At 65.3% G+C, this 24,561-nt stretch carries 20 protein-coding genes and 1 pseudogene; 12 read left to right on the top strand and 9 right to left on the bottom strand.

Annotated elements, in window-relative coordinates:
• Positions 1-9: 9 nt before the first annotated feature.
• The 4 genes from HFRIS_RS12710 to HFRIS_RS12695 all read right to left on the bottom strand — a co-directional run bounded on the left by HFRIS_RS12710 (position 10) and on the right by HFRIS_RS12695 (position 6,438).
• Positions 10-1,494 (bottom strand): efflux transporter outer membrane subunit, encoded by a 1,485-nt coding sequence (locus tag HFRIS_RS12710; protein WP_006463771.1) that lies wholly within the window; start codon positions 1,492-1,494, stop codon positions 10-12.
• Positions 1,491-4,589 carry an efflux RND transporter permease subunit gene (locus tag HFRIS_RS12705; RefSeq protein ID WP_006463770.1) on the bottom strand — a complete coding sequence of 1,033 codons (3,099 nt, stop codon included), beginning with the start codon at positions 4,587-4,589 and terminating at the stop codon, positions 1,491-1,493. Before HFRIS_RS12705 ends, HFRIS_RS12710 begins: the two co-directional genes overlap by 4 nt.
• A complete protein-coding gene (locus HFRIS_RS12700; RefSeq protein ID WP_039875579.1) occupies positions 4,586-5,683 on the bottom strand; it encodes an efflux RND transporter periplasmic adaptor subunit in 1,098 nt (365 codons plus the stop codon). The genes HFRIS_RS12705 and HFRIS_RS12700 overlap by 4 nt, the downstream gene beginning before the upstream one ends.
• Before the next feature lie 158 nt (positions 5,684-5,841).
• A complete protein-coding gene (locus tag HFRIS_RS12695; protein ID WP_006463768.1) occupies positions 5,842-6,438 on the bottom strand; it encodes a TetR/AcrR family transcriptional regulator in 597 nt (198 codons plus the stop codon).
• Positions 6,439-6,641: 203 nt separating this feature from the next.
• Here HFRIS_RS12695 and HFRIS_RS12690 point away from each other — a divergent pair, with 203 nt between their 5' ends.
• The 4 genes from HFRIS_RS12690 to HFRIS_RS12675 all read left to right on the top strand — a co-directional run bounded on the left by HFRIS_RS12690 (position 6,642) and on the right by HFRIS_RS12675 (position 11,082).
• Entirely contained in the window at positions 6,642-7,451 is an 810-nt protein-coding gene (locus HFRIS_RS12690) for an oxidoreductase (RefSeq protein WP_006463767.1), read from the top strand.
• A 218-nt stretch (positions 7,452-7,669) separates the two neighbouring features.
• Positions 7,670-8,107, top strand: a complete 438-nt coding sequence (locus tag HFRIS_RS12685; protein WP_039875611.1) for a MarR family winged helix-turn-helix transcriptional regulator — start codon at positions 7,670-7,672, stop codon at positions 8,105-8,107.
• Between the two features lie 84 nt (positions 8,108-8,191).
• A complete protein-coding gene (locus HFRIS_RS12680) occupies positions 8,192-9,484 on the top strand; it encodes an MFS transporter (protein ID WP_006463765.1) in 1,293 nt (430 codons plus the stop codon).
• 185 nt (positions 9,485-9,669) lie between these two features.
• Complete coding sequence (locus tag HFRIS_RS12675) at positions 9,670-11,082, top strand: S1C family serine protease (RefSeq protein ID WP_051110914.1); 1,413 nt, start codon at positions 9,670-9,672, stop codon at positions 11,080-11,082.
• 11 nt (positions 11,083-11,093) lie between these two features.
• Here HFRIS_RS12675 and HFRIS_RS12670 read toward each other — a convergent pair whose 3' ends face one another.
• From HFRIS_RS12670 to dkgB, 3 genes are all read right to left on the bottom strand, one after another.
• The gene (locus HFRIS_RS12670) at positions 11,094-12,023 is read right to left on the bottom strand and encodes a ketopantoate reductase family protein (protein ID WP_006463763.1); all 930 of its coding nucleotides are present in this window, start codon (positions 12,021-12,023) and stop codon (positions 11,094-11,096) included.
• Positions 12,024-12,146: 123 nt separating this feature from the next.
• Positions 12,147-12,749 carry a TetR/AcrR family transcriptional regulator gene (locus HFRIS_RS12665; RefSeq protein ID WP_006463762.1) on the bottom strand — a complete coding sequence of 201 codons (603 nt, stop codon included), beginning with the start codon at positions 12,747-12,749 and terminating at the stop codon, positions 12,147-12,149.
• A 93-nt stretch (positions 12,750-12,842) separates the two neighbouring features.
• Positions 12,843-13,652 carry a 2,5-didehydrogluconate reductase DkgB gene (gene dkgB / locus HFRIS_RS12660; protein ID WP_006463761.1) on the bottom strand — a complete coding sequence of 270 codons (810 nt, stop codon included), beginning with the start codon at positions 13,650-13,652 and terminating at the stop codon, positions 12,843-12,845.
• 200 nt (positions 13,653-13,852) lie between these two features.
• Here dkgB and HFRIS_RS12655 point away from each other — a divergent pair, with 200 nt between their 5' ends.
• The 4 genes and pseudogenes from HFRIS_RS12655 (at position 13,853) to HFRIS_RS12640 (ending at position 19,242) form a co-directional block, all read left to right on the top strand.
• Positions 13,853-14,974 carry a LacI family DNA-binding transcriptional regulator gene (locus HFRIS_RS12655; RefSeq protein WP_006463760.1) on the top strand — a complete coding sequence of 374 codons (1,122 nt, stop codon included), beginning with the start codon at positions 13,853-13,855 and terminating at the stop codon, positions 14,972-14,974.
• Positions 14,975-15,220: 246 nt separating this feature from the next.
• The gene (gene gudD, locus HFRIS_RS12650; protein WP_039875576.1) at positions 15,221-16,609 is read left to right on the top strand and encodes a glucarate dehydratase; all 1,389 of its coding nucleotides are present in this window, start codon (positions 15,221-15,223) and stop codon (positions 16,607-16,609) included.
• A 125-nt stretch (positions 16,610-16,734) separates the two neighbouring features.
• Positions 16,735-18,095 (top strand): annotated as a pseudogene (locus HFRIS_RS12645) (MFS transporter).
• 223 nt (positions 18,096-18,318) lie between these two features.
• On the top strand, positions 18,319-19,242 hold the full coding sequence (locus tag HFRIS_RS12640; protein WP_006463756.1) for a DedA family protein/thiosulfate sulfurtransferase GlpE: 924 nt from the start codon (positions 18,319-18,321) through the stop codon (positions 19,240-19,242).
• On the opposite strand, the gene HFRIS_RS12635 is transcribed toward HFRIS_RS12640, so the two are convergent.
• A complete protein-coding gene (locus HFRIS_RS12635) occupies positions 19,224-19,610 on the bottom strand; it encodes an OsmC family protein (protein WP_006463755.1) in 387 nt (128 codons plus the stop codon). The two genes, HFRIS_RS12640 and HFRIS_RS12635, sit on opposite strands and share 19 nt — an antisense overlap.
• A 92-nt stretch (positions 19,611-19,702) precedes the next feature.
• The gene (locus HFRIS_RS12630) at positions 19,703-20,494 is read right to left on the bottom strand and encodes an IclR family transcriptional regulator (RefSeq protein ID WP_006463754.1); all 792 of its coding nucleotides are present in this window, start codon (positions 20,492-20,494) and stop codon (positions 19,703-19,705) included.
• Between the two features lie 375 nt (positions 20,495-20,869).
• Between HFRIS_RS12630 and HFRIS_RS12625 the strand changes: the two genes are divergently transcribed.
• The 4 genes from HFRIS_RS12625 (at position 20,870) to HFRIS_RS12610 (ending at position 24,492) form a co-directional block, all read left to right on the top strand.
• Entirely contained in the window at positions 20,870-21,661 is a 792-nt protein-coding gene (locus tag HFRIS_RS12625) for an ABC transporter substrate-binding protein (RefSeq protein ID WP_006463753.1), read from the top strand.
• Positions 21,662-21,807: 146 nt separating this feature from the next.
• Positions 21,808-22,464, top strand: coding sequence for an amino acid ABC transporter permease (locus tag HFRIS_RS12620; protein WP_006463752.1), 657 nt, complete (start codon positions 21,808-21,810; stop codon positions 22,462-22,464).
• Positions 22,461-23,189 carry an amino acid ABC transporter ATP-binding protein gene (locus HFRIS_RS12615; protein ID WP_006463751.1) on the top strand — a complete coding sequence of 243 codons (729 nt, stop codon included), beginning with the start codon at positions 22,461-22,463 and terminating at the stop codon, positions 23,187-23,189. The genes HFRIS_RS12620 and HFRIS_RS12615 overlap by 4 nt, the downstream gene beginning before the upstream one ends.
• Positions 23,190-23,196: 7 nt before the next feature.
• Complete coding sequence (locus HFRIS_RS12610; protein WP_006463750.1) at positions 23,197-24,492, top strand: NAD(P)/FAD-dependent oxidoreductase; 1,296 nt, start codon at positions 23,197-23,199, stop codon at positions 24,490-24,492.
• The last annotated feature ends 69 nt before the right edge of the window (positions 24,493-24,561 follow it).

Raw genomic sequence — 24,561 nt, 5'->3', positions numbered from 1 at the left:
GGATGGTGCTCAGTCCTTGCGGGCCAGCCTGTCGGTGGCGCTGCCACTGCCACTGCCACTGCCACTGCTCTGTTCCTGCCAGCCTCCGCCCAGTGATTTGTACAGCGCGATGCGGTTCTGCACTTCGGCCAGGCCGGTACGGATGGTCTGCTGCTGGCTGGCGAACCAGGCACGTTGCGCATCGAGGTAGTCTAGATAGCTGGCTTCGCCGCTGTCATAGCGCAGCCTGGCCAGGTCATGGCGCTGCTGTTCGGCACGCTCCTGGGCCTGCACCGCACGCAGCTCGGCGCCTAGCGTTGCCTGTCCGGCCAGGGCGTCGGCCACTTCGCGGAAGGCCACCTGGATCGTCTTCTCGTACTGGGCCACGGCGATATCGCGGTCGGCCTGGGCCACGCCGAGATTGGCGCGATTACGGCCACCATCAAAAATCGGCAGGGTGATCGAAGGCAGGAAGCCCCAGGCCCGGCTGCCGGATTCGAACAGGCCATTCAAGGCATCACTGGCCGAACCAAAGCTGCCGGTCAGGCTGATGCGCGGGAAGAAGGCCGCCCGGGCCGCGCCGATGTTGGCATTGGCGGCGCGCAGCAGGGCTTCCTGCTGGGCGATGTCGGGGCGGCCCGTGAGCAGGTCCGAAGGCAGACCGGCGGGCAACTCGGCGATGACGCTGCTGTTCCAGTCGGTGTCGGCTGCCGGCAGCAGGCCGGCCGGGACCGGCTGGCCGATCAGCAGGGCCAGTGCATTCTGGTCCAGGGCGCGCTGGCGTTGGGCTTGCAACAAGGCGATGCGGGCGGCTTCCAGCAGCGAATCGGATTGGCGCAGGTCGTAATCGGAACTGGCACCCATCTCGCGCAGGCTGACCTGGCGCTGATGCGAGGCCGTGCGGCTGTCCAGCGTCTGGCGCGCCAGCGCCAGCAGGCGTTCGTCGGCCACCAGCGCTTCATAGGTGTAGGCCACTTGCGCCACCACGCTGATCTGCGTGGTCTTGCGAGCCTGCTCGGTAGCGCTGAAGCGTTCCAGTGCCGCGCCGCTCAGGTTGCGTACCCGGCCGAACAGATCCAGCTCGAAGGCGGTTACGCCCAGGCCCACGCTGTAGGCGGTGGTCAGGCCCCCCTTGCCGGCCGGGGCCACCGCATTCGGGGTTTCCTGGCGGGCGCCGGAGACGCCCAGGTTCAGCGTCGGCAGGCGGTCGGCCGACTGCACCTGGTAGAGGGAGCGCGCCCGCTCGATGTTCAGGGCGGCCACGCGCAGGTCGCGATTGTGGTCCAGGGCCAGGCTGATGAGCTGGCGCAGCGACGGATCGCGGAAGAACTGCTGCCAGGGCAGGCTGGCCGTCGACGGCGCCTCGCTGCCACCGGCGTTGGTGGTGGTGGCCAGGTCGGCCGGCCACTTGGTCTGCACCGGCAGGGCCGGGCGATCATAGGTGGGGGCCAGCGAGCAACCGGCCAGCAGGGTCGCCAGCAGAGACGCGGCGCCCAGATTTTTGATGACGTTCATGCGAACTCCTTGGAATCGGAATGCTTGACCAGAGGGGCGGTGGCCGAGGGTTTGCGCACCTTGAACCACAGCGAATACAGCGCCGGCAGGAACAGCAGGGTCAGCAGGGTACCCACGCCGACACCGCCGATGAGCACATAGGCCAGCGGACCCCAGAAGCTGGAATGGGTCAGCGGGATGAAGGCCAGCATCGCCGCCACGGCGGTGAGGATCACCGGACGCGCACGGCGCACCGTCGATTCGATCACCGCCTCGTAGGCCGACAGGCCGGCGTCGAGGTCATGGCGGATCTGGTCCACCAGGATCAGCGTGTTGCGCATCAGGATGCCGGCCAGGCCGATCAGGCCCAGGATGGCATTGAAGCCAAACGCCTGATGGAACACCAGCAGCGTGGGCACGGCACCCACCAGGCCCAGCGGGGCGGTGGCAAACACCATCCACATGGTGGCGAAGGAGCGCACCTGCAGCATGATGACGGTCAACATCAGCACGATCATCAGCGGGAACAGCTTGGCCAGCGCCTTGTCGGCCTTGGCGCTTTCTTCCACCGAGCCACCGGTATCGATGTGGTAGCCCGGCGGCAGGCTGGCCTTGAGCTGCTCCAGCTTGGGCAGGATGGCGTGGGTCACGTCGGGCGGCTGGGTGCCGTCGCGGATGTCGCCTTGCACGGCGATGTAGGTCTCGCGGTCATAGCGCTTGAGGACGGCATCTTCCATCCGCGTTTCCAGCCGCGCCACCTGGGCCAGCGGCACGCTGGCGCCGGTGTCGGTGGTCAGCACCAGATTGCGCAGGTCGGCCAGGTTGTTGCGTTCGGCGTGCGGGCTGCGGATGAGCACATCCACGGTGCGCAGGCCTTCCCTGACCTGGGTGGCGGGGATGCCGTTGAGCATGGCCTGCAACTGGTTGGCGGCGTCGCGCGGCGACAGGCCCAACTGGCGCAGACGCTCCTGGTCCAGGCTCAGGTGCACGGTGGGCGTACGGTTGCCCCAGTCCATGTGCACATCACGCATGTCGGGGTTCTGGATCATCACCACGCGCACCTGCTCGGCGATGTCGCGCACCTTGTCCAGGTCCGGACCGACCACGCGGAACAGTACCGGGAAGGGGACCGGCGGGCCGAACACGAACTGGCTCACCCGCACCCGTGCCTGCGGGAAGCGGCCTTCGGCGATCATCTTGCGGATCTTTTCCTTGAGCACGTCGCGCTCGGCAGGGCCGGCGGTGAGCACGATCATCTGTGCAAAGGCCGGGTTGGGCAGCTCGGGATTGATCGAAAGGAAGAAGCGCGGCGTGCCCTGACCGATGTAGCTGGAGACGATCTCGGCTTCCGGTTCCTGGCGCAGATTGGCTTCGATCTGCTTGACCACGGCGTCGGTAGCGGCAAAGGCGCTGCCTGGCGGGAGGTTGATTTCCAGCGTCAGTTCAGGACGTTCGGAGTTGGGGAAGAACTGCTTCTGCACCGACCCCATGCCCACGCCGGCCAGCAGGAACAGGCCCACGGTCACGGCGGCGGTCAGCCACTTGTGGTCCACGCACCAGCGCACCAGATTGCGCAGGCGCACGTAGTTGGGCGTGCTGTAGATCTCGTCGTGGCCACCGGCCTTGACAGCGATGTTGGGCAACATCTTCACGCCCATGTAGGGAATGAACAGCACCGCCACCACCCACGAGGTGATGAGCGCGAAGGCCACCACCCAGAAGATGTTGCCGGCGTATTCGCCCGCCGTGGAACGGGCGAAGCCCACCGGCAGGAAGCCGATGATGGTCAGGAGCGTCCCCGAGAGCATGGGGGCGGCCGTGGCGGTCCAGGCATAGGTGGCCGCCGCCACGCGGTCCAGGCCTTCTTCCATCTTCACCACGATCATCTCGATGGCGATGATGGCGTCGTCCACCAGCAGGCCCAGCGAGAGGATCAGCGCGCCCAGCGTGATGCGGTCGAACACCCGCCCGGTCATGAGCATGATGACGAACACCGCGCCCAGCGTCAGCGGCACGGCGGCCGCGACCACCACGCCGACGCGCCAGCCCAGGGTCGCCAGGCTGACCGCAATCACCACCGCCAGGGCCATGAAGAACTTGACCATGAATTCATTGATGGCGGCCTTGATGGCCTTGGACTGGTCGGCGATCTGTTCCAGGGCGACGCCGGTGGGCAGTTCATCCTGCATCTTGTGCTGGAAGCTGCCGAGGTCTTCGCCCAGTTGCAGGCCGTTGTAGCCTTTTTTCATGATCACCCCCAGCACCAGCGCGGACTCGCCCTGGGTGCGGATGACGAAACTGGCCGGGTCTTCATAGCCGCGGCGCACCTCGGCGATGTCGCCCAGCTTGACGGTCCGATCGGCACCCACGATGGGGATGGCCTTGACCGCCTCGACGCTGTCGATAGCGCCATCCAGGCGCAACTGCACACGCGGGCCGGTGGTCTCGACGAAGCCGGCCGAGGTCACGTTGTTCTGCTTGCCCAGCGCATCGATGATGGCCTGGGCCTTGATGCCCAGCGTGGCCAGGCGCTGGTAGGAGATATCGACGAAGATGCGTTGCTGCTGCTCGCCCAGGATATTGACCTTCTGCACGCCCGGTACATGCAGCAGGCGCTGGCGCAGGTCCTCGGCCTGCAGGACCAGCTGGCGATGCGGCAGCTTCCTGGCTTCCAGCGAGAAGAGCGAGAAATAGACGTCCGAGTATTCGTCGTTGATGAAGGGACCGTAGACCCCATGCGGCAGGTTGGCGGCTTCGTCGCCCAGCTTCTTGCGCACCTGGTAGAACTGTTCCTCCACGGTCTTGGCGTTGGTGTCGTCCTTGAGGTAGAGCTTCATGGTCACCAGCCCGGGGCGGGCGGCGGTTTCCACGCGGTCATAGGCTTCCAGTTCCTGCAGCCGCTTTTCCAGGCGGTCGCCCACCTGTTGCTGCATTTCCTGGGCGGTGGCGCCGGGCCAGGAGGCGGCGATGGTCATGACCTTCACCACGAAGCTGGGGTCTTCGGCACGGCCCAGGTTGAAGAAGGCGAAGATGCCGGCCACGCTGACGGCGATGATCAAAAACAGCGTGATGGCGCGCTGGCGCACGCCGAAGGCGGAGAGATTGAAGCCGCTCATGTTCCGCTCCCCATGCGGGTTTCCGCCAGCAGGGCTACCTTCTGCCCGGCCTTGAGCAGGTGTCCACCCATGGCCACCACGCGCTGGCCGGTGACCAGGCCGTCGGAGATGCGGACCTGCTCGGCCCCCAGTTGCTCTACCTTCACCGCTTGCAGGCTGACGGTATTGGTCTTGGCATCGATGACCCAGACACCGCTGCCCTTGCCCTGATCGACCAGCGCGCTGATGGGCAGGGTGACGCCGGTGGCGGCCGGGGTGGCGACATGGATGGTGACGGTGGCGCCCAGGGCGGCGTGGGCGGCACTGCCACCCAGGGCGTAGCGCGCCAGGTAGGTACGGGTCTGCGGATCGGCCACGGCAGCCAGTTCGCGCAGGGTGGCCGGGGCCTGCTTGTCCGGATCGCTGAACAGCGAGGCGGTGGCACTGCGCCTGGCCATGCCCAGTTCCTGCTCGGGCAGATAGATCAGGGCTTCGCGGGCGCCATCGCGGGCCAGGGTCACCACGTTCTGGCCAGCGGCGACCACCTGGCCGACATCGCTGGGCACGGCCAGTACCACGCCATCCATGTCGGCTTTCAGGACGGCATAGTCACGTTGATGTTCGGTCTCGCGGGCCTTGGCGGCTTCGGCGCGGGTCTGCGCCACGGCGGCGTCAGCCGCTGCCTTGGCCAGTTCATAGGCCTGATTGGAGACGGCGCCATGTTCCAGCAGCTTGCGCAGCCGCGCTTCCTCGGCCACCGCCTGCACCTGGCGCGCCTGGGCGGCTTCCACGGCGGCACGGGCGGCGGCCAGGGCCAGGTCATAGTCCTCGGCATCGATGCGCATCAGGGCCTGGCCACGGCGCACGGTCTGGCCCGGGTCCACCAGGCGCTCCACGATCTTGCCGGCCACCCGGAATCCCAGTTTGCTCTCGGTGCGCGCATGCACCACGCCGGTAAAGCTGACCCGCTCGGTGGTGGCCGGCTGCACGGTGGTCCAGGCCACCTTGGCGACGCTCTCGGCAGGTGGGGGCGGATGGCCGCAGGCGGCCAGAGAGAGCAGCAGCGTGGCGCTGAGGAGGGTGCGCCGCGGCAAACGGGGGAGCAGGGTTTTCATGAGGGCCTCGGAAGAAAGGGATGGTGCGGTACTGGCGCTGGCCAGCGAACATTAGAGTACATCTAACCACTAAATATAGATTATCAACGAACTCTAAATTGTTCAAGGTTTTTCTTCCGGGCGGGGTCCGGATACCACAATGCTGCTGCCCGGAAAGCTCAGTCCGCCACCGCGACCGGCGGCAGCATGGCGTGCAGGGTCTTGCGGCAATTGGCGAGGATGGCCTGCTGGCTGTCGTCGTTGATCGCCACCCGCGCCAGCATGACCGCCCCCACCATGGTGGTGACCACGGCTTCGGCCAGGCGGGCGGGATCGGGCGCACCGGCCCGGGTCGCCAGCATCTGGAAGAACTGCACCAGCCGCTGGTAGCCGGCCATGGCGGCGCCCCGCACCAGGCGATCGGCGCGGCGCAGTTCGCTGCCCAGGTTGGGCAGGGGACACATGCCGCCGCACTCCGCCCCATCGAGCTGGCTCAGGTACATGTCCACGGCGGTGGCCAGCGCCTGGCGTGGCGGCAGGCCGGCCAGCGCCTGGCTGAAAAAATCGAACATGCGGTCATTGGCGGCCAGGTTGGCTTCGGCGATGAGCTGCTCCTTGGACCGGAAGTGCCGGTAGAAGCCGCCCTGGGTCAGGCCGGCCGCGCTCATGATGCTGGCGATGCCGGTCTCGGCCAGGCCGTCGGCGAGGAACATGCGGGTGGCTGTGGACAGGATGCGCTTGCGTGTATCCAGTGTTTCCTGCTTGGATTTCTTCATGGCTTGAACTCCTTTTCAAATCTGCTTGCGCGATTTAGAGTTCTAATATAATCTATTTTTAGATGTTTACCGAACGCTAAATTGTTTCGATTTCTTTCATGGGAAACGGGCGCGGCGCGCGGCGGGTGGTGCAGCAGATCACCACCCGGTACGAAGAAAGTCTTTTCCATTGACCCGAATCAACCCATACGAGGAGTAGCAACATGTCCCCCATCAAGGTAGTGGTAGTGACCGGCGTGTCGTCCGGTATTGGCCGTGCAACGGCGCAACGCTTTGCCGAACGCGGCCACAAGGTGTACGGCACCGTACGCAAGCTGGAGGGTGCCGCCGGCATCACCGGCGTGACCCTGCTCGAGATGGACGTGCGCGACACTGCCTCCGTTGAGGCGGCCATGCAGCAGGTGGTACAGCGCGAGCAGGCCATCGACATCCTGGTCAACAACGCCGGCATGTCGCTGGTGGGGGCGGTGGAAGAGACCTCGGCGGCCGAGGCCCAGGCCCTGTTCGAGGTCAACGTGCTGGGCCTGCTGCGCACCAGCCAGGCGGTGCTGCCCCAGATGCGCAAGCAGGGTGCCGGGCGCATCGTCAACCTGAGTTCGGTGCTGGGCTTCCTGCCCGCGCCCTACATGGGCTTGTACGCCGCCTCCAAGCACGCCGTGGAAGGACTGTCGGAAAGCATGGACCATGAGACCCGCCAGTTCGGCGTGCGCGTGCTGCTGATCGAGCCGGCCTATACCCGCACCAGCCTGGATCTGAACGCACCCAAGGTCCATCACCGCATTCCCGCCTACGACGCCCAGCGGCAGGCCGCAGGGGCTGCGGTAGCGCACCACGTCAACCATGCGCCCCTGCCCGAGACGGTGGCCCAGACCATCGTGGCGGCCGCCCTCGACCCGAAGTGGCGCATGCGCCGCACGCCCAAGGGACAGGCCTCGCTGCTGAGCAAGCTGCGCCGCTTCATGCCGGCCGGCCCGGTGGATGCGGCCATCCGCAAGGACCTCAACCTGAAATGAAATGGGCCGGCGGGAGGGTGGTCGGGATGCATGCACCGAACAGGTGGCGTGATCCTGGGAAACATTCCCGCCGGACCGCGCGAGCGCAGCAAGGCGCTTGACTTGGCGTCGCACCGTCCATATGATGCGCATACATCGATGCATATGCATAGTTGTTGCGATCAGACGGCCGGCCATCCCGGTTGTCGGGTTTGTATCTACTGACGACCGGGATGCCCATGAGCAAGGATATTTGTACCTGCGCGCCCCTGCGCCGCCTCACGCGCAGGATCACCATCATCTATGACCACCACCTGCAGGACAGCGACCTGAGCATCACCCAGTATTCGCTGATCAGCCGCATCGGCCGCAAGGGCCCGATCGCCAATATCACTCTGGCGCAGGACATGGGCATGGACCGCAGCACCCTCAGTCGCGCCCTCAAGCCGCTGATGGCGGCCGGCTGGGTCGAGACCGTGGACCTGCCGGAAGAAGCCTTGCTGGACAAACGTTCCTTCGCACTGCAACTGAGCCGCGCCGGCCAGGCCAAGCTGGAAGAGGCGCGCCCCCGCTGGCGCCGCGCCCAGGACGAGATCGACCGCCGCCTCGGCCCCAAGCTGGCACGTGAATTCAACGACATCATCGAAGACGCCTATGCACGCCTGCAGGAGGCCTGATCGCGTCCGTCTTCGTTTTTGCTTTTGCTTCATCCAACACCACAACTCCAATCACCTACGCGACTCTTTCTCCACAGGACCGCAATGAACAAGCTCACACAATCACTCGCCAACGCCGTCACGCCACGCTTTCACTACGCCTGGGTGGTGGTGGGCGTGATCTTCCTGGTCCTGTTGTGCTCGGCCGGTATCCGTGCCACGCCTTCGGTGATGATCCTGCCGCTGGAGCAGGAGTTCGGCTGGAACCGCTCCACCATCTCGGTGGTGATCTCGGTCAACATCGCACTCTACGGCCTGATCGGTCCATTCTCGGCTGCCGCCATGCAGCGCTTCGGCATCCGCCGGGTGGTGCTGGCAGCCCTGGTGCTGCTGGCCACCGGCACGGCACTGTCGACCCTGATGCACATGCCCTGGCACATGCTGCTGTCCTGGGGCCTGCTGGTGGGCGCCGGTACCGGCGTGGCCGCCAATACCCTGGGTGCCACCATCGTCAGTCGCTGGTTCGAGACCCGGCGCGGGCTGGCCATGGGTCTGCTGACCGCCAGTGCGGCGACCGGACAGATGGTGTTCCTGCCGCTGATGGCGGCCATGGTCGGCAGCTATGGCTGGCGTTCGGTGGCCTTCCTGGTGTCGGCGGTGGCGCTGCTGGCCATCCCCCTGGTGTGGTTGTTGCTGCCGGAGAGCCCGGCGGCCATCGGCCAGAAGATGGTCGGCCAGGTCGAGGACATCAAGGACGAAGGCCTGTCCCGCCGCAATCCCCTGGCCATCGCCCTGGACGCCTTGCGCACCTCGGTACGCATGCCGGACTTCTGGCTGCTGTTCATGAGCTTCTTCGTCTGCGGCCTGTCCACCAATGGCTATATCGGTACGCAGTTCATCGCCATGTGCAATGACTACGGCATCAATGAAGTCAGCGGCGCCTCCATCCTGGCCGCCATGGGCATGCTGGACCTGGTCGGCACCACGCTCTCGGGCTGGCTGTCGGACCGCTACAATCCGCGCGTGCTGCTGTTCTGGTACTACGGCCTGCGCGGCCTGGCGCTGATCTTCCTGCCCTATGCCTTCGGTCTGCAATATTACGGCCTGACCATCTTCGCCATCTTCTATGGCCTGGACTGGATCGCCACCGTGCCGCCCACCGTGCGCCTGGCCAATGACGTCTTCGGTCGCCTGGCTGCACCCGTCGTCTTCGGCTGGATCGTCGCCGGCCACCAGCTGGGTGCCGCCACCGCCACCACGGTCGCCGGCTATATGCGGGCCACGCTGGGCAACTACACCCTGTCGTCCATCATGATGGGTGTGGCCTGTCTGATCGGTGCGGTGCTGGTACTGCGTATCAAGGGCAAGCAGAGTCAGCCGACGCCGGTTCCGGCCTGATTCTCCCCCCGGGTTTGTGCGAAAAGTCATCCTTCTTCTGGAAGGATGACTTTTCTTGCTTGTTAGGTATTTGTGGCAATCGTGCAAGGGCATATGGCGTGCGAGAATGCCGCACGCCCGCAGCGCCGGCCTGACCGGGCGTGCCGATCTCCGGCATCGCTTGCGCCGGTCCAAACACCTGCCCGATGATGAACAAGAATCGCAACCTCTCCCTGCCAAGGATGTTGACCGCGCTGGCGGTCATGCTCGGTCTGAACCTGCCGGCCTACGCCGGTCCGGCGACCCTGCCATCGATAGCGGACAAGACACCGCTGCGCATGCCGCCCGAAGCCCAGGCCCGGCCGGCCTTCCTGGCCCGCGCGTTGCGCCATTTCGAGCAGGGCCCGCAGGTCATCGGCGAGCTGCAGCAGGGGCTGTTCTGCTCGCGCAAGAACGACATCGTCTGGAACCCGAAAAGCGCCGATGTGCTGCTGCCGACCAATGCCCTGTCCGCACGCTTTCGCCGGGAGCTGCAGGCCCAGGGTTACCCGGTGCCGGCGGCGCGGCCGGAAATCCTGTTTCCCGAGCGGCCGGAAGACATCGCACAAGCCGATCCCAACCGGAGCGGCGAAGCCAATCTGCAGGTCGGCGTGGTGGTCACCCAGTTGCAGACCAATCTCTGCATGAAGGGCGGCAACGCCTGGACCGGCGAGGCCTACATCAGGCTCGACTGGCAACTGTTCGCGCCGGAGCTGCGCAAGGTGATCTATCGCGGCAGCAGCGAAGGGGTGTTCCGCTCGGGCAGCACGGGCTTCGAGGGCGCATCGCCCCAGGTTCCGGTGGAGGCCTTCGCCGTGGCCGTACGCAATCTGCTGGCCGATCCTGCATTCGCCCTGGCGGTGCAGACGCCCTACGAGCGCGTTGCCGCTGTATTGCCACCCCCCAGGGCCGAGCGCCAGCCGCCGGGCGCGGTAGTGGAGATCGACAACCGCGCGCCCGATCGGCCGGGCAGCGAGATGTCCAAGGTCATCGGCGAATTGCGCACGGCGGTGGTCACGGTCTTCAGCGAGCGCAGCTCGGGTACCGGTTTCTATATCGGCAGTTCCGGCTGGCTGCTGACCAACCATCACGTCATCGGCGATGCGCGGGTGGTGCGCGTGCGCCTGCCCGCCGGACGCGAGCTGATGGCCGAGGTGGTGCGCTCCGACGTGGCGCGGGACGTGGCCCTGCTCAAGACTGCGCCACCCGGCGTGCGTCCGCTGCCGCTGCGCCTGAGCGAGCCGGGTATCGGCGAGGATGTCTATGCCCTGGGCTCGCCGCTGGGCGATGCCTTCAACACCACGCTGACGCGCGGCATCCTCAGTGGTGTGCGCACGGTGCGCGATCTGGACTTCCTGCAGAGCGACGTGGCCATCCTGCCCGGCAGCAGCGGCGGTCCGTTGCTGGACAAGTCAGGCCAGGTGATCGGCATCACCGTGGCCGGGCTGGGGGCCAAGGGGCTGGCGGGGATGAATTTCTTCATTCCGGTGGGCAGTGCCCTGCAGCGCCTGAATCTGCAGTTGCTGGACCGGCCATCCTCCCCGATGCCGCAATCTTCCCCCTCCCGTAGCAGCCCCTAGCGGACTGCAGCTCAATTGGCGGCTTGCCGCAGTTCATAGACCTGCAGGTGGCAATAGGCCGCCCGTAGCAAGGGCAGCTCGATGCCGAGCTGCCGGGCCCGGGTCAGCATGTCGCCAATGATGGCGTCGGCTTCCAGCCGCGCCATGCCGGCGGCGATGTCGCGCGCCATCGAGGCTTCCCAGGTGGAAGCGGGTGACAGCAGCAGCTTGTGCATCTGGTCCAGCGCCACCTGCGACAGGGGATAGCCGCTGGCGGCGGCCACCGAGGTGGTCTCCGTGATGGCCTGACGCACCAGCGACTCGCCCCCGGCCGTCGCCAGGATCTGGCCGATGTTGCCGCGCATCAGGCAGGTCACGGCGGCGCCGGCCGCGATCATGGCCCACTTGTTCCACAGCGCCTGATCGATGTTGTCGGAGAACTGTCGCAGACCTGGCGTGCGTGCGATGGCGGCGTGGAACGCCCTGGCGATGTTCTCGCTGCTGCTGGCGCGGGCGCCTACGCTCAGGCTGTCGTTGCTGCCCTGGTGCTGGATATAGCCCTTCGTGTCCAGCGTGGTCGCGATATAGGACACCCCACCGAGGATGCGATCCCGACCGAACGTGGCATCCAGGCTGTCGTAGGTGGACAGGCCATTGAGAATGGGCAGGATGACCGTGTCCTGCCCCGTCAGTGGCTTCAAGGTCTCGATGGCACCGTCCAGGTCGTAGCTTTTGCAGGCCAGCAGAATGAGGTCGAACTCCGCCGCGATGGCGGTACCGGAGACCAGCGTCTTGACCGGGCCGGCGAAGTTGCCCAGCGCGCTGTCGATGACCAGTCCCTCCTGTTGCAATTGCCGGGCACGCCGCTCACGCACCAGGAAACTGACGTCCTGGCCCGCTTCAATCAGACGCGCACCGTAATATCCGCCCATGGCGCCAGCGCCGAGAATCAGTATCTTCATGTTCATTCATCCGATAAATAAATGTTGACCATAATATATAAATCGGAAAAAGCCTGCTCGACATGCATACGACATGCAGGCCTGCAGACGATACGGCAGCGATGGGACTTCAGGCGGGGAGGGCTAGGACCGGCTTTCTTTCAGATCGGCGAGCAGTTCTTTTCGGGCCGCGTCGAGGATTTCATCAGAGAGTGCCGTCGTCCCGCTGGCCCGGGCCAGCAGCAATGCGCCCACCATGGTGGAGAGCTGGGTGATGGCATGCCGCCGTCGGGTCTTGGGCCCCCCTTGTTCCTGCAGTGCGCCCAGGCTGTCGAGCAAGTCTTCGAGACCGGCGCGATAGGCCTCCCGTACCGGCTTATCTTCATCTTCGCGGGCGACATCGCTGGCCAGCATGGCCGCCGGGCAGGCCGTGCCTGGCGCGTTGCGGTTTTCCGGACTGAGGTAGCGGTTGATGATGGCACCCAAGGCAGCGGCCGGCGATCTGCTTTGCGTGACGCTGGCCTCCCATTTGTCGCGCGACAGATCGAAGGCGCGGGTGCAGGCGATGGCGGCGAGTTCGTCCTTGGATTTGAAGTGGCCGTAGAAACCGCCATGCGTGAGTCCGGCCGCCTTCATCAGATCGACCACGCTGACCCGGTCGACGCCCAGTTCGCGAAATAGCTGGGCCGATACCTGTTCGATGCGATCGCGATTCAGTTCGGCTTGTTCAAGGGAGACACGCGGCATGGTTGTTCCAGGGAGGGCGGTTGGGGTAGGCAGGAGAGCGACATGATAAGCGATCTGCGCCCTGACTTTCTCCTGCCGACGGCCTTGCCGCGCTCAGTCCCAGTGTGGTGCAAAGTCCGGATTGGCGAGGCGCTCGCCGCGATCCAGTGCTGCGATGGCACTCATCTCGGCGTCTGACAAGCTGATCTTCACCGCGGCCAGGTTGCTGGCCAGGTTCTCGCGCCGGGTGGACGAGGGGATCACCGCGAAGCCCTGTTGCAGCGACCAGGCCAGCGCCACCTGCGCGGCCGATACGCCGTGCCTGGCGGCGATCTCCAGCAGCGTCGCATCCTGCATCACCCGGCCGTAGGCCAGGGGCATGTAGGCGGTCAGGTGGATGCCCTGGGTGCGGGCGTACTCGATCAGCTTGCGGTTCTGCAGGAAGGGATGGATCTCGACCTGGTTGGTGGCGATCTGGTCGGCACCGACGGCGGCAATGGCCTGCTCCATGTGGGTGATGGTGAAATTGGAGATGCCGATCAGGCGCGTCAGGCCCTGTGCCTTGGCCTCGGCCAGTGTCTGCAGGTAGTCGGCCACCGGCAGCGCGTCCTGCGGCGAGGGCCAGTGGATCAGCGTCAGGTCGACCTGTTCCAGGCGCAGCTTCTGCAGGCTTTCCTTGAGGCTGGGGATGAGCTTGTCGCGCGACAGGTTTTCGGTCCAGATCTTGGTGGTGACGAACAGCGCATCACGGGCCACGCCGCTCTCGGCCAGCGCCTGGCCGACTTCGGCTTCGTTGCCGTAGATCTGCGCGGTATCGATATGGCGATAGCCCAGCTCCAGGCCGGTGCGTACCGAGTCGATGACCTGCTGGTCCTTGAGGCGGAAGGTGCCCAGGCCCAGGGCGGGGAGGGTGGGGGTATTCATAGGATTTTCCTTTGCAGTGGTGCGCCTGGCCCGGTGGGCTAGGCGGGTGAAATGGTTGTGAGCCAGTATCGGCCAATTCATTCCTTGCAAAAACCGCCGCTGCTACAAAACATTATTGATTCAAGATCAATAATCGGAGGGCATGAACGGCGACATCCTTGTTGTTTTGGTAACGCTACCAGCGATGCTAGAATGCGGCCATGCCCCAACACAGCCCTCTCCCTGAAAATACCCCCGACGACACCTCCGCAGATGCGCGTGGCGGCCGCGACGACGACGGTCCCGAACCGCGTCGTCGCGGCCCGCGCAAGAGCGCCGGTGGCATCACGCTGCGCGACGTGGCGCAACTGGCCGGGGTGGCGCCGATCACGGCGTCGCGGGCCTTGAACACACCCTCGGCGGTTTCGCCCAAGGTCTTGCAGAAAGTGCGCGAGGCGGTGGAAAAGACCGGCTACGTCCCCAACCTGCTGGCCGGCGGGCTGGCCTCCAACAAGAGCCGGTTGGTGGCGGTGGTGGTGCCCACCGTGATCGGGCCGGTGTTCCAGGAAATCGTCCATACCCTGACCGAAACCCTGGCCGCCGCCGGCTACCAGGTCATGCTGGGCCAGAGCGGCTACGAGAATTCGCGTGAGGATGCGCTGCTGGAAGCCATCATCGGCCGCCGTCCCGATGGCGTGGTGCTGACCGGCATCATGCGCTCGGCCGAGGCCAGGAAGCGCTTGCTGGCCAGTGGCATCCCGGTGGTCGAGACCTGGGACCTGACGCCCACGCCGATCGACATGCTGGTCGGTTTTTCGCACGAGGCCATCGGCCGCGAAGTGGCGCGCTACCTGCACCAGCGCGGTCGCAAGAAGGTCGCGGTGGTGGGCGGGCGCGACGAGCGCAGCCAGCGCCGCATGCAGTCCTTCGCGCAGGAAGCGGTGGCGCTGGGCATGAACGACGGGCAGGGGGCGGCAGCCCTGCCGATGTACCACGTCATCGCCCCGACCACCCTGGGGCAGGGACGGCGGGGTCTGGCTGATCTGTTGCAGCAACAGCCCGACACCGATGCCATCTTCTGCAGTTCCGACCTGCTGGCCCTGGGCGTGATGATCGAGGCCCAGAGCCGTGGCATCGCCATTCCCGGACAACTGGCGGTAGTCGGCTTCGGCGACCTGGAATTCTCGCGTGACCTGCAACCCCGCCTGACTACTGTGCGCATCGACGGCACCGGCATCGGCCAGCGCGCGGCGCGTTTCATCATCGACCGGGCGGCGGGCATCGAGGTGGCCGAGCGCATTGTCGATGTCGGCTTTTCCATCATCCAGCGCGAAAGCGCCTGACGCGGCGATTCCGCACTTCCTGCTCCTCCTGCCCCTCCTGTCTTTCCCACCTTTATTGCCCCATCCGTTTTGATGCTGCCAGGCAAGTTGATCTGGCACTTCACATCCCCCTGTTGACAGGCTGATTTGGTACCGCTACCATTCATTCATCCTGATTTGGTACCGCTACCAAATTATCGCCGGATCCGCTGCCAGGTCATTCCCGGCGGGTGCCGGGTTTTCTTCATTGAAAGAGAAAGTGCTGCCATGACTGCCCTTGCCACTCCTGCCTCCTCGACGTCTGCCACCTCGTCTTCCGCTGCCCTGGCCAAGGGGGCGCCCCGCGTCACCGACATGCGCGTCATTCCGGTGGCCGGCCATGACAGCATGCTGCTGAACCTGTCCGGCGCGCACGGTCCGTATTTCACGCGCAACCTGGTGATCCTCACCGACAGCGCCGGCCATACCGGGGTGGGCGAGGTCCCGGGCGGGGAGGGCATCCGCCAGACCCTGGAAGATGCGCGCTCGCTGGTGGTGGGGCAGTCCATCGGCAATGTCCAGGGCATCCTGAACCGGGCACGCACGGCCTTCGCCGACCGCGATGTCGGCGGTCGGGGCCTGCAGACCTTCGACCTGCGCATCGCCGTCCACGCCGTCACCGCGCTGGAAGCGGCCCTGCTGGACCTGCTGGGCAAGTTCCTGGAGGTACCGGTGGCGGCGCTGCTGGGCGAGGGGCAGCAGCGTGATGAGGTGGAAATGCTGGGTTACCTGTTCTACGTGGGCGACCGCAAGCAGACCGACCTGCCGTATCACGCCGAAGCGGAGCAGGCCGACGACTGGCTGCGCCTGCGCCATGAAGCCGCGCTCACGCCCGAGGCGGTGGTCCGCCTGGCCGAGGCGGCCTATGCGCGGTATGGCTTCAACGACTTCAAGCTCAAGGGCGGTGTCATGCGTGGCGAGGAAGAGATCGCCGCCGTCACGGCGTTGGCCGAACGCTTCCCCAAGGCTCGCATCACCCTTGATCCCAACGGCGGCTGGCTGCTCAAGGATGCCATCCGCCTGTGCCGCGACCAGCATGACGTGCTGGCCTATGCGGAAGATCCGTGCGGCGCCGAGGAAGGCTATTCCGGACGCGAGGTGATGGCCGAGTTCCGCCGCGCCACCGGCCTGCAGACCGCCACCAACATGGTGGCCACCGACTGGCGCCAGATGGGCCATGCGATTTCGCTGCAGTCGGTGGATATCCCGCTGGCCGATCCGCATTTCTGGACCATGCAGGGTTCGGTGCGGGTGGCGCAGATGTGCCATGAGTGGGGCCTGACCTGGGGTTCACATTCCAACAACCACTTCGACATCTCGCTGGCGATGTTCACCCATGTGGCCGCAGCCGCGCCGGGCAAGATCACCGCCATCGATACCCACTGGATCTGGCAGGACGGCCAGCGCCTGACCCGCGAACCGCTGCAGATCGTGGGCGGCAAGGTGCAAGTGCCGGCCAAGCCCGGCCTGGGCGTGGAACTGGACATGGAGCAGGTGGAAGCGGCCCACCAGACCTATCGCAACATGGGACTGGGTGCGCGGGACGATGCGGTGGCCATGCAGTACCTGATCCCGGGCTGGAAATTCGATCCCAAGAAACCCTGCCTGGTGCGTTGAGCACAGGGCTGCACATCTGCTAGCGGGGCCGTGACAAGAGCGCGATGAACGCGCCGCCGGTCCGAATTTTCGTTCAGCTTTTCTTTCATCCATCGGTAGTACGGGCTCAACAGAGGAGACAACCCGTGAATCCTTCCCCATCCGCCTCATCAGGCGCAGCAACCCTGGCCCTCACCAGCGCGGTGAGCAAGATCAAGTGGCGCATCCTGCCGCTGTTCGTGGCCATGTTCATCATCAACTACATCGACCGCGTCAACATCGGTTTCGTGCGCAGTCACCTCTCTACCGACCTGGGCATCGGCGCGGCTGCCTTCGGCCTGGGCGCCGGGCTGTTCTTCGTCGGTTACGCGATCTTCGAGGTGCCGTCCAACATGCTGCTGCAACGTTACGGCGCGCGCGCGTGGCTGACCCGCATCATGTTCACCTGGGGCCTGGTGGCGGCCTGCATGGCCTTCGTGCAGAGCGAGACCAGCTTCTATTTCATGCGTTTCCTGCTGGGCGTGACCGAGGCGGGGTTCTTCCCTGGCGTGGTGTATTACTTCACGCAGTGGTTGCCCAATCATGAACGTGGGCGCGCCATGGCTGTCTTCCTGTCGGGCTCGGCGATTGCCTCCATCCTCTCCGGCCCGATTACCGGTGCGCTGTTGCTCATCGAGGGCGGCGGCCTGCATGGCTGGCAATGGATGTTCCTGATCGAAGGCGGCGTCTCGATGCTGTTCTGCGTGGTGGTCTGGAATGTGCTGGACTCCACCCCGGCCGATGCCAGGTGGCTTTCGCCGGAACAGCGCGAAGCGCTGACCGCGGTGATCGCCGCCGAACAGGAGCTGCGCGCCGCCAACCGGCCGGCGCACGTTTCCGCGCTGACCTTGTTGCGCGATCCGCAGATCGTCTTGTTCTGTCTGATCTACTTCGCCATCCAGCTGACCATCTACGGTGCGACCTTCTGGCTGCCGACCATCATCAAGAAGATGGGTCATTTCAATGACTTCAAGTCGGCCTCTTCAATACCATTCCGTGGATCATCGCCATTGCCGCCATGTACATGTTCGCGGTGCTGGCGGCGCGCTTCAAGCGGCAGCAGTTCTGGGTCGCTGCCGCGCTGGTGATCTCGGCGACGGGCATGGCGGTGTCGGCCTCGTCCGGGCCGGTGATCGGGTTTGTCGCGGTGTGCTTCGCCGGCATCGGCTTCAAGGCGGCTTCTTCGCTGTTCTGGCCGATCCCGCAGGCCTACCTGGATGCACGCATTGCGGCAGCGGTGCTGGCACTGGTCAATTCGCTGGGCAACCTGGGCGGCTTCTTCGCGCCGGCCACCTTCGGCTACCTGGAGCAGAAGACCGGTTCCATCCAGGGCGGGCTGTATGCCCTGTCCGGTGCCTCGCTGCTGGCAGCGGTGCTGGTGTTCCTGGCGCGCACCCGGCCGGCAGCACAGGATGGCGGTGGTACCGCCAGCGGCAAGAGCGAGGCCGTCGTCAAGCACGCTGCCTGAGGCAGTCCGGCAGTATCGATTTCTCCGAGGTCTTCCTCGTTCGCGCCCTGCGCGCCCGCGTTGCAGCGGGTGAGCAGGGCGCTTTTTGTGGTCCGTCCCGTTTTTACCCGTTTCAGGCCAAGCAGGGGCGGGGCCGGCATGCCTATAATGGCAGCCTGCAATCCGCCGTTACGGCGGGACAGTCGCCGCTTCTCACGCGGCAAGACATCAAGGCGGCCTGGCCATGGAAACCCTCTACCACCTCATCGAGCAATACGGTCTGATCCTCGTTTTCGTCAACGTGCTGGTGGAGCAGCTGGGCGCGCCGGTGCCGGCCTATCCGACACTGATCATCACCGGTGCCTTGTCGGCCACCGGGCGCTACTCGCCGCTGCTGTTGCTCGTCCTGGCGGTCTGTGCGGCGCTGATGGCCGATTACGTCTGGTATCTCGCCGGCCGCCGTTACGGGCGCAAGATCATGTCGCGCCTGTGCCGCATTTCGCTCTCGCCGGATTCCTGTGTGCGCCAGACCGAATCGATCTACCTGCGCTGGGGCGCGCGGTCCTTGCTGCTGGCCAAGTTCATCCCCGGCTTTGCCTCGATTGCCAGCGCGCTCTCCGGCACCATGGGAACGCGCCGCGTCAGCTTCATCCTGTGGGACGCAGCGGGCAGCGCTTTATGGGCGGGGCTGGGGATTTTCCTGGGCTCGCTGTTCAGTTCGGCCGTGGATGACCTGCTGAACGTGCTGGCCCAGCTGGGGCATTACGGGATGCTGTTGATCGCCGTGGCGCTGGCGGCGTTCGTGGCCAACAAGTGGTGGCAGCGCCGGCGCTTCCGCAAGTCGCTGGAGATGGCGCGCATCACCGTGGATGAACTCAATACCATGCTCGAACAGGGCAATGCGCCCACCATCATCGATGTGCGCTCGCCGCTGTCGCAGCAGGATGGCCGTATTCCGGGAGCGGTGACCATCTCCAACCAGGAAATCCAGACCTTCGTCTTCGATGGTCCGGTGGAAGGGGAAGTGGTGGTCTATTGCGCCTGTCCCAACGAGGCCTCGGCGGCCGTGGTGGCGCGCCAGCTGATGCGACGCGGCTACACCCGGGTGCGGCCGCTGACTGGCGGCATCGATGCCTGGCGCGCAGCCGGTTACGCGATCGACGTCTGAATCGCCGTGCCCTGGCGGATGGTCTTGGTGACTGGGGTCTTTTCGCAGATTTCGGCCAGGCGGGTCAGTTGTTCCTGGCTCAGGGCATTGCCGAAGCTGATCTTGCGGGTGATGGTTTCCAGGCCGCTGTCGTCGCGGCCGAAGTGGGCGTCCACTGCGATGCTGCCCAGGTCCCAGCCCTTGCGGTCGGCATACATGCGCAAGGTCAGCGAAGTGCAGGATGCCAGTGCGGCCAGCAGCAGTTCATAGGGCGCGGGACCGGTGTCCTTGCCGCCATTGCTTTCCGGTTCATCCGACTTGAGCTGGTGGATGCGCGCCTTGATGTCCTGGGCGTAGCCGGCGGCGTTGTGCAGGGTGACGTGGGCCATGGTTTCTCCGATCGGTAGTCTGTGTGGCTTAAGGGGGAGCGGCGATTGTGACACACACGCGGCGGCCGATCTTGTACTTTCCTGCTGCGACCTTACACCAGCGTGCGCACCGAATTGGAGATCGAGCGTGCGCACTCCAATACCAGCGGCCCCAGCTTGCGTTCGGCATCCTCGGCGGTCCAGCGGCTGGTCGGCGCCACCACGTGCACGGAAGCCACCGGCCTGCGCTCGCTGTTGAAGATGGGCGCGGCCACCGTCATGTCGCCCAGGAACAGTTCTTCCCGGTTGCTGGCAAAGCCGCGTTCGCGGGCCATCCTGACCATGTCCATGATCTCTTCCACCCCGGTGCGCGTATGCGGCGTGTGGACCGTGCGCTCGCTGGAGAGCAGGATGGCCTGTGCCTCGCCCTCGTCCAGCCCGCTCAGGTAGGCCCGCCCGGAGGCGGTGCAATACATGGGGATGCGGCTTCCGATGGGCATGTGGATGGGGATGAACTTGCTGGCCACGAAGCGGGCCACGTAGACCATCTCGCGCTCGTAGGGCTCGGTGAGATTGACGGTCTCGCCGGTCATGTTGGCCAGTTCCGACAGGAAGGGATTGGCCACGTCCACCAGGATGTCGGCCGCCAGGTAGTTGTAGCCCACCTCTAACACCTTGGGCGTGAGCTGGTAGCGGCGCGTCCTGGGGTGCTTGCAGATGTAGCCCAGTGTTTCCAGCGTATGCACCATGCGTTGCGCCGAACTCTTGGAGATGGACGTGGCGCTGGCCACGTCGCCCAGGGTCATGGTGCGGCGCTGCGCATTGAAAGCGCGCAGCACGGCCAGGCCTTTTTCCAGTGATTGATTGAACAGCAGGTCGGTGGGGCTTGCTTCGGTCTCGCTCATGCCTACTCCTCGCAGATAGGAATGGGGGAATTCTACGGGAATTCGCTTCTTATGTATCGAATATCGATACATAAATATCTATTGACGATTCAGGTAAACCAAATATACTTAATCCAAGGCCGTATATTGATATTCATGCATCTTTGTTTGTCGTCTGCCGTTCTTCCAGCCTCAGCCCTTCCAGCCGCTTCAGTGGTTTAAGTCGCATCGCGCCATACCGGGTAGTCCGATGCAGGCCGGGCCGGGGAGGAAGACCGGAAACCGCGTCCCCGCCCGGGGGCGTCGCAGTCCACACCGCCGTCGGCACCTGCTGGCGTGCGGACTTCCAGCCGTTCGTTCCGATCCGTCGTGATCTTGTGCCAAAGGGGGAGTCGTATGAAGTCGTTCAATCTGCCGTCCAGTCGCCTGTTGCATCGTCTGCTGTCGCCACTGCTGGGGGCTGCGGCCCTGATGTCGGTGCTGGCCGCCGCGCCCGCCATGGCCCAGTCCAGCTACAACGTGGGCGCCACCTCCACCGGGGTGCCTTTCACCTTCCTCGATATCAAGACCAACAAGCTGCAGGGCATGATGGTCGATACCGTCACGGCGGTGGGCAACAAGGCCGGTTTTTCGGTGAACATCCAGCAGACGCCGTTCTCCGCGCTGATCCCCTCGCTGACCGGCAACAAGATCGACATCATCGCCGCGGCCATGTTGAAGACCGAGGCCCGCGCCCAGATCGTGGACTTCAGTGATCCGGTCTATTCCTATGGCGAGGGTCTGTTCGTCAACGCCCAGGACCAGAAGGTCTACAAGACGCTGGACGACCTCAAGGGTGAGATCGTCGGCGCCCAGGTGGGGACGGTGTTCGTCGATGCCCTGAACAAGAAGGGCGGCTTCAAGGAAGTGAAGACCTACGATTCAGTAGCCGACATGATGCGCGACGTCGGCCTGGGCCGCATCAAGGCCGGTTTCGGTGATCGCCCGATCGTGGCCTACCAGCTCTCGCAGGGCGCCAATCCGCAGGTGCGCCTGGTCAAGGAATACCAGTCCACCCTGATGGGGGATGTCTGCCTGGTGATCCGCAAGGGAGACCCCAAGCTCATGGAGCGCCTGAACAAGGCGATTGCCGAACTCAAGGCCGATGGCACGCTCGCGCGCATCGTCGATCAGTGGAAGCTGAACTGAGTGAACCGGGCTGACGCCGGCGCGACGTCGCTGTAACCGGAGGTCGCCGCTCCACCGGCGGCCGCGCAAGTTCCCGTCACCGCTGGGTGGCGGGGCGATTCTCCTGCGCAGCTTTCCACGCTCATTTCCACCTACCTTCCACGCCCATGCTTTCCCAAACCGTGCTGGACTTCCTGCCCATCCTCCTCAAGGGAGCGCTGGTCACCATCGAAGTCACGATCTATTCCTTCCTGCTCAGTTCGCTGCTGGGGCTGGTACTGGCGCTGATGAAGGTATCGCGCCTGAAACCGGTCTCGCTGCTGGGCGCCACCATCGTCAACATCATCCGCGGGCTGCCCATCATCGTGCAGCTGTTCTACATCTATTTCGTGCTACCCGAGATCGGCATCCAGCTCTCCGCCTTCCAGGCCGGGGTGATCGGGCTGGGGATCGCCTACTCGGCCTACCAGGCGGAGAACTTCCGCGCCGGCATCGAGGCAGTGGACGTGGGCCAGATCGAGGCGGCGCAATCGATCGGCATGCGCGGGCCGCTGATCATGCGCCGCGTGATCCTGCCGCAGGCCTTTCGTATCGCGCTGCCGCCCTATGGCAATACGCTGGTGATGATGTTGAAGGATTCGTCGCTGGTCTCGACCATCACCGTGCTGGAGATGACCCGCGCCGGCCAGATGATCGCCTCCAGCACCTTCCAGAACATGACGGTCTATACCATGGTGGCAGTGCTGTACCTGCTGTTGTCGCTGCCGCTGGTGTTCCTGATCCGTCGCCTGGAAATCCGTGGCAGCAAGGGGAGGGCACGATGATCGAGGTCAAACGTATTTCGAAGTGCTTCGGCCAGCACGAGGTGCTCAAGGATGTCTCGCTGTCGGTGGCCGAGGGTGAGGTGGTCTGCCTGATCGGGCCCTCGGGCTCGGGCAAGTCCACGGTCCTGCGTTGCATCAATGGACTGGAATCCTATGAGCGCGGCGACATCCTGATCGACGGCCAGCGCGTGGATCGCAACGGCGCCGACATCCACCGCCTGCGCACGCGGGTGGGTATGGTGTTCCAGCGCTTCAACCTGTTCCCGCATCGCACGGTGCTGGAGAACGTCACCGAGGGGCCGATCTTCGTCAACCGGGTGCCGCGTGAACAGGCGCGGGCGCAGGCCATCGCCCTGCTGGACAAGGTCGGCCTGGCGCAGCGCTGCGATGCCTATCCGGCGCAATTGTCGGGCGGCCAGCAGCAGCGTGTGGCCATTGCCCGCTCGCTGGCGATGCAGCCGGAAGCCATCCTCTTCGATGAGCCGACCTCGGCCCTGGACCCGGAACTGGTGGGCGAGGTGCTGGCGGTGATGCGCACCCTGGCCGCGGACGGCATGACCATGATCGTGGTGACGCACGAGATGGGCTTTGCCCGCGAGGTGGCCGACCGCGTCTGCTTCCTGCACAGCGGCAGCATCGTCGAATCCGGCCCGGCGGCACAGGTGCTGAGCGAACCACAACATGCACGTACCCAGGATTTCCTGCGGCGCGTGATTGGCAAGTGAGGCGCGCATGACCAGCTTGCTGCAGGATTTTCCGCCCTCCCTGTGGGCTGCCACGGCTGCCGCCGACCCCGCCCCGGAGGTGCCGCCGCTGGCCACCAGCGCGCGCTATGACGTGGTCATCGTCGGTGCCGGTTATACCGGGCTCTCGACCGCACTGCACCTGGCCGAGGCCGGGGTATCGGTGTGCGTGCTGGATACCCAGGCCCCCGGCTGGGGCGCTTCCGGGCGCAATGGCGGGCAGGTGATTCCGGGGCTCAAGTACGACCCGGACCAGTTGCGGGTGATGTTCGGCAGCGCCGTGGCCGATCCGCTGATCGCGGCCATCGGTTCGGCCGCCGATACCGTCTTCGACCTGATCGAACGCCACGGCATCGCCTGCGATGCGCTGCGACGCGGCTGGATCCAGCCCACCCATTCGTCCAAGGTGATGCATGCGCTGGAAGCCCGCGCCCGGCAGTGGATGGCCGAAGGCGCGCCGGCGCGGCTGATGGATGCGGCCGAGGTGGCGCGCCATATCGGCACCGATGCCTACGTCGGCGGCTGGAAGGATGAGCGTGCCGGCAGCCTGCATCCGCTGAAGTATTGCCAGGGACTGGCGCGTGCGGCGCAGCGGCTGGGCGTGGTGATCCACGGTGGCACGCAGGTGGTACGACTGGAGCGACGCCCGCCGGGCTGGCGCCTGCATACCGCCCAGGGGCCGCATGTGGATGCCGAGCGCGTGGTCATCGCCACCAATGGCTATACCGACGGGCTGTGGCCGCATCTGCGGCAGTCGGTGATCGCTGCCAACAGCTTCATCGTGGCGACGCAACCCCTGTCGCCGGAGCAGGGGGCCAGCATCCTGCCCGGTGGCGAGGTCACCTCCGATTCGCGGCGGCTGCTGCTGTATTACCGGCGCGATGCCCAGGGGCGCCTGCTCATGGGCGGTCGGGGGCCCTTCGGCGAGCCGCGCGGGGCGGGTGATTTCGCGCACCTGGAACGGTCGGTGGAACTGCTGTTCCCGCAGTTGGCGGGGATCGGCTATGAATACCGCTGGTCGGGCCGGGTCGCCATCACGCGTGATTTCCTGCCGCACGTGCATGAGCCGGCGGCCGGGCTGTCCATCGCGGTGGGCTACAACGGGCGCGGCATTGCCATGGCCAGTACCATGGGACGTTGCCTGGCGCAGCGCATCACGGGGCAGGCGGGGGCGGTGTTTCCGTTCCCGGTCAGTACCATCCAGCCGATTCCGCTGCACGGCCTGCAGCGCTTCTACATCGCCGCCGGCGTGGCCTGGTACAGCGTGCTGGATCGCTTTTCCTGACACTGTATGCCGGGCAGGGACGAAAAAAAACCACGCTTGCGCGTGGTTTTTTCTTGCCGGGAAGGCAGC

Origin of the sequence: Herbaspirillum frisingense GSF30, from assembly GCF_000300975.2 — a bacterium.
GTDB lineage: Bacteria > Pseudomonadota > Gammaproteobacteria > Burkholderiales > Burkholderiaceae_D > Herbaspirillum > Herbaspirillum frisingense.
This window is presented reverse-complemented; position numbering and strand designations above follow the sequence as displayed.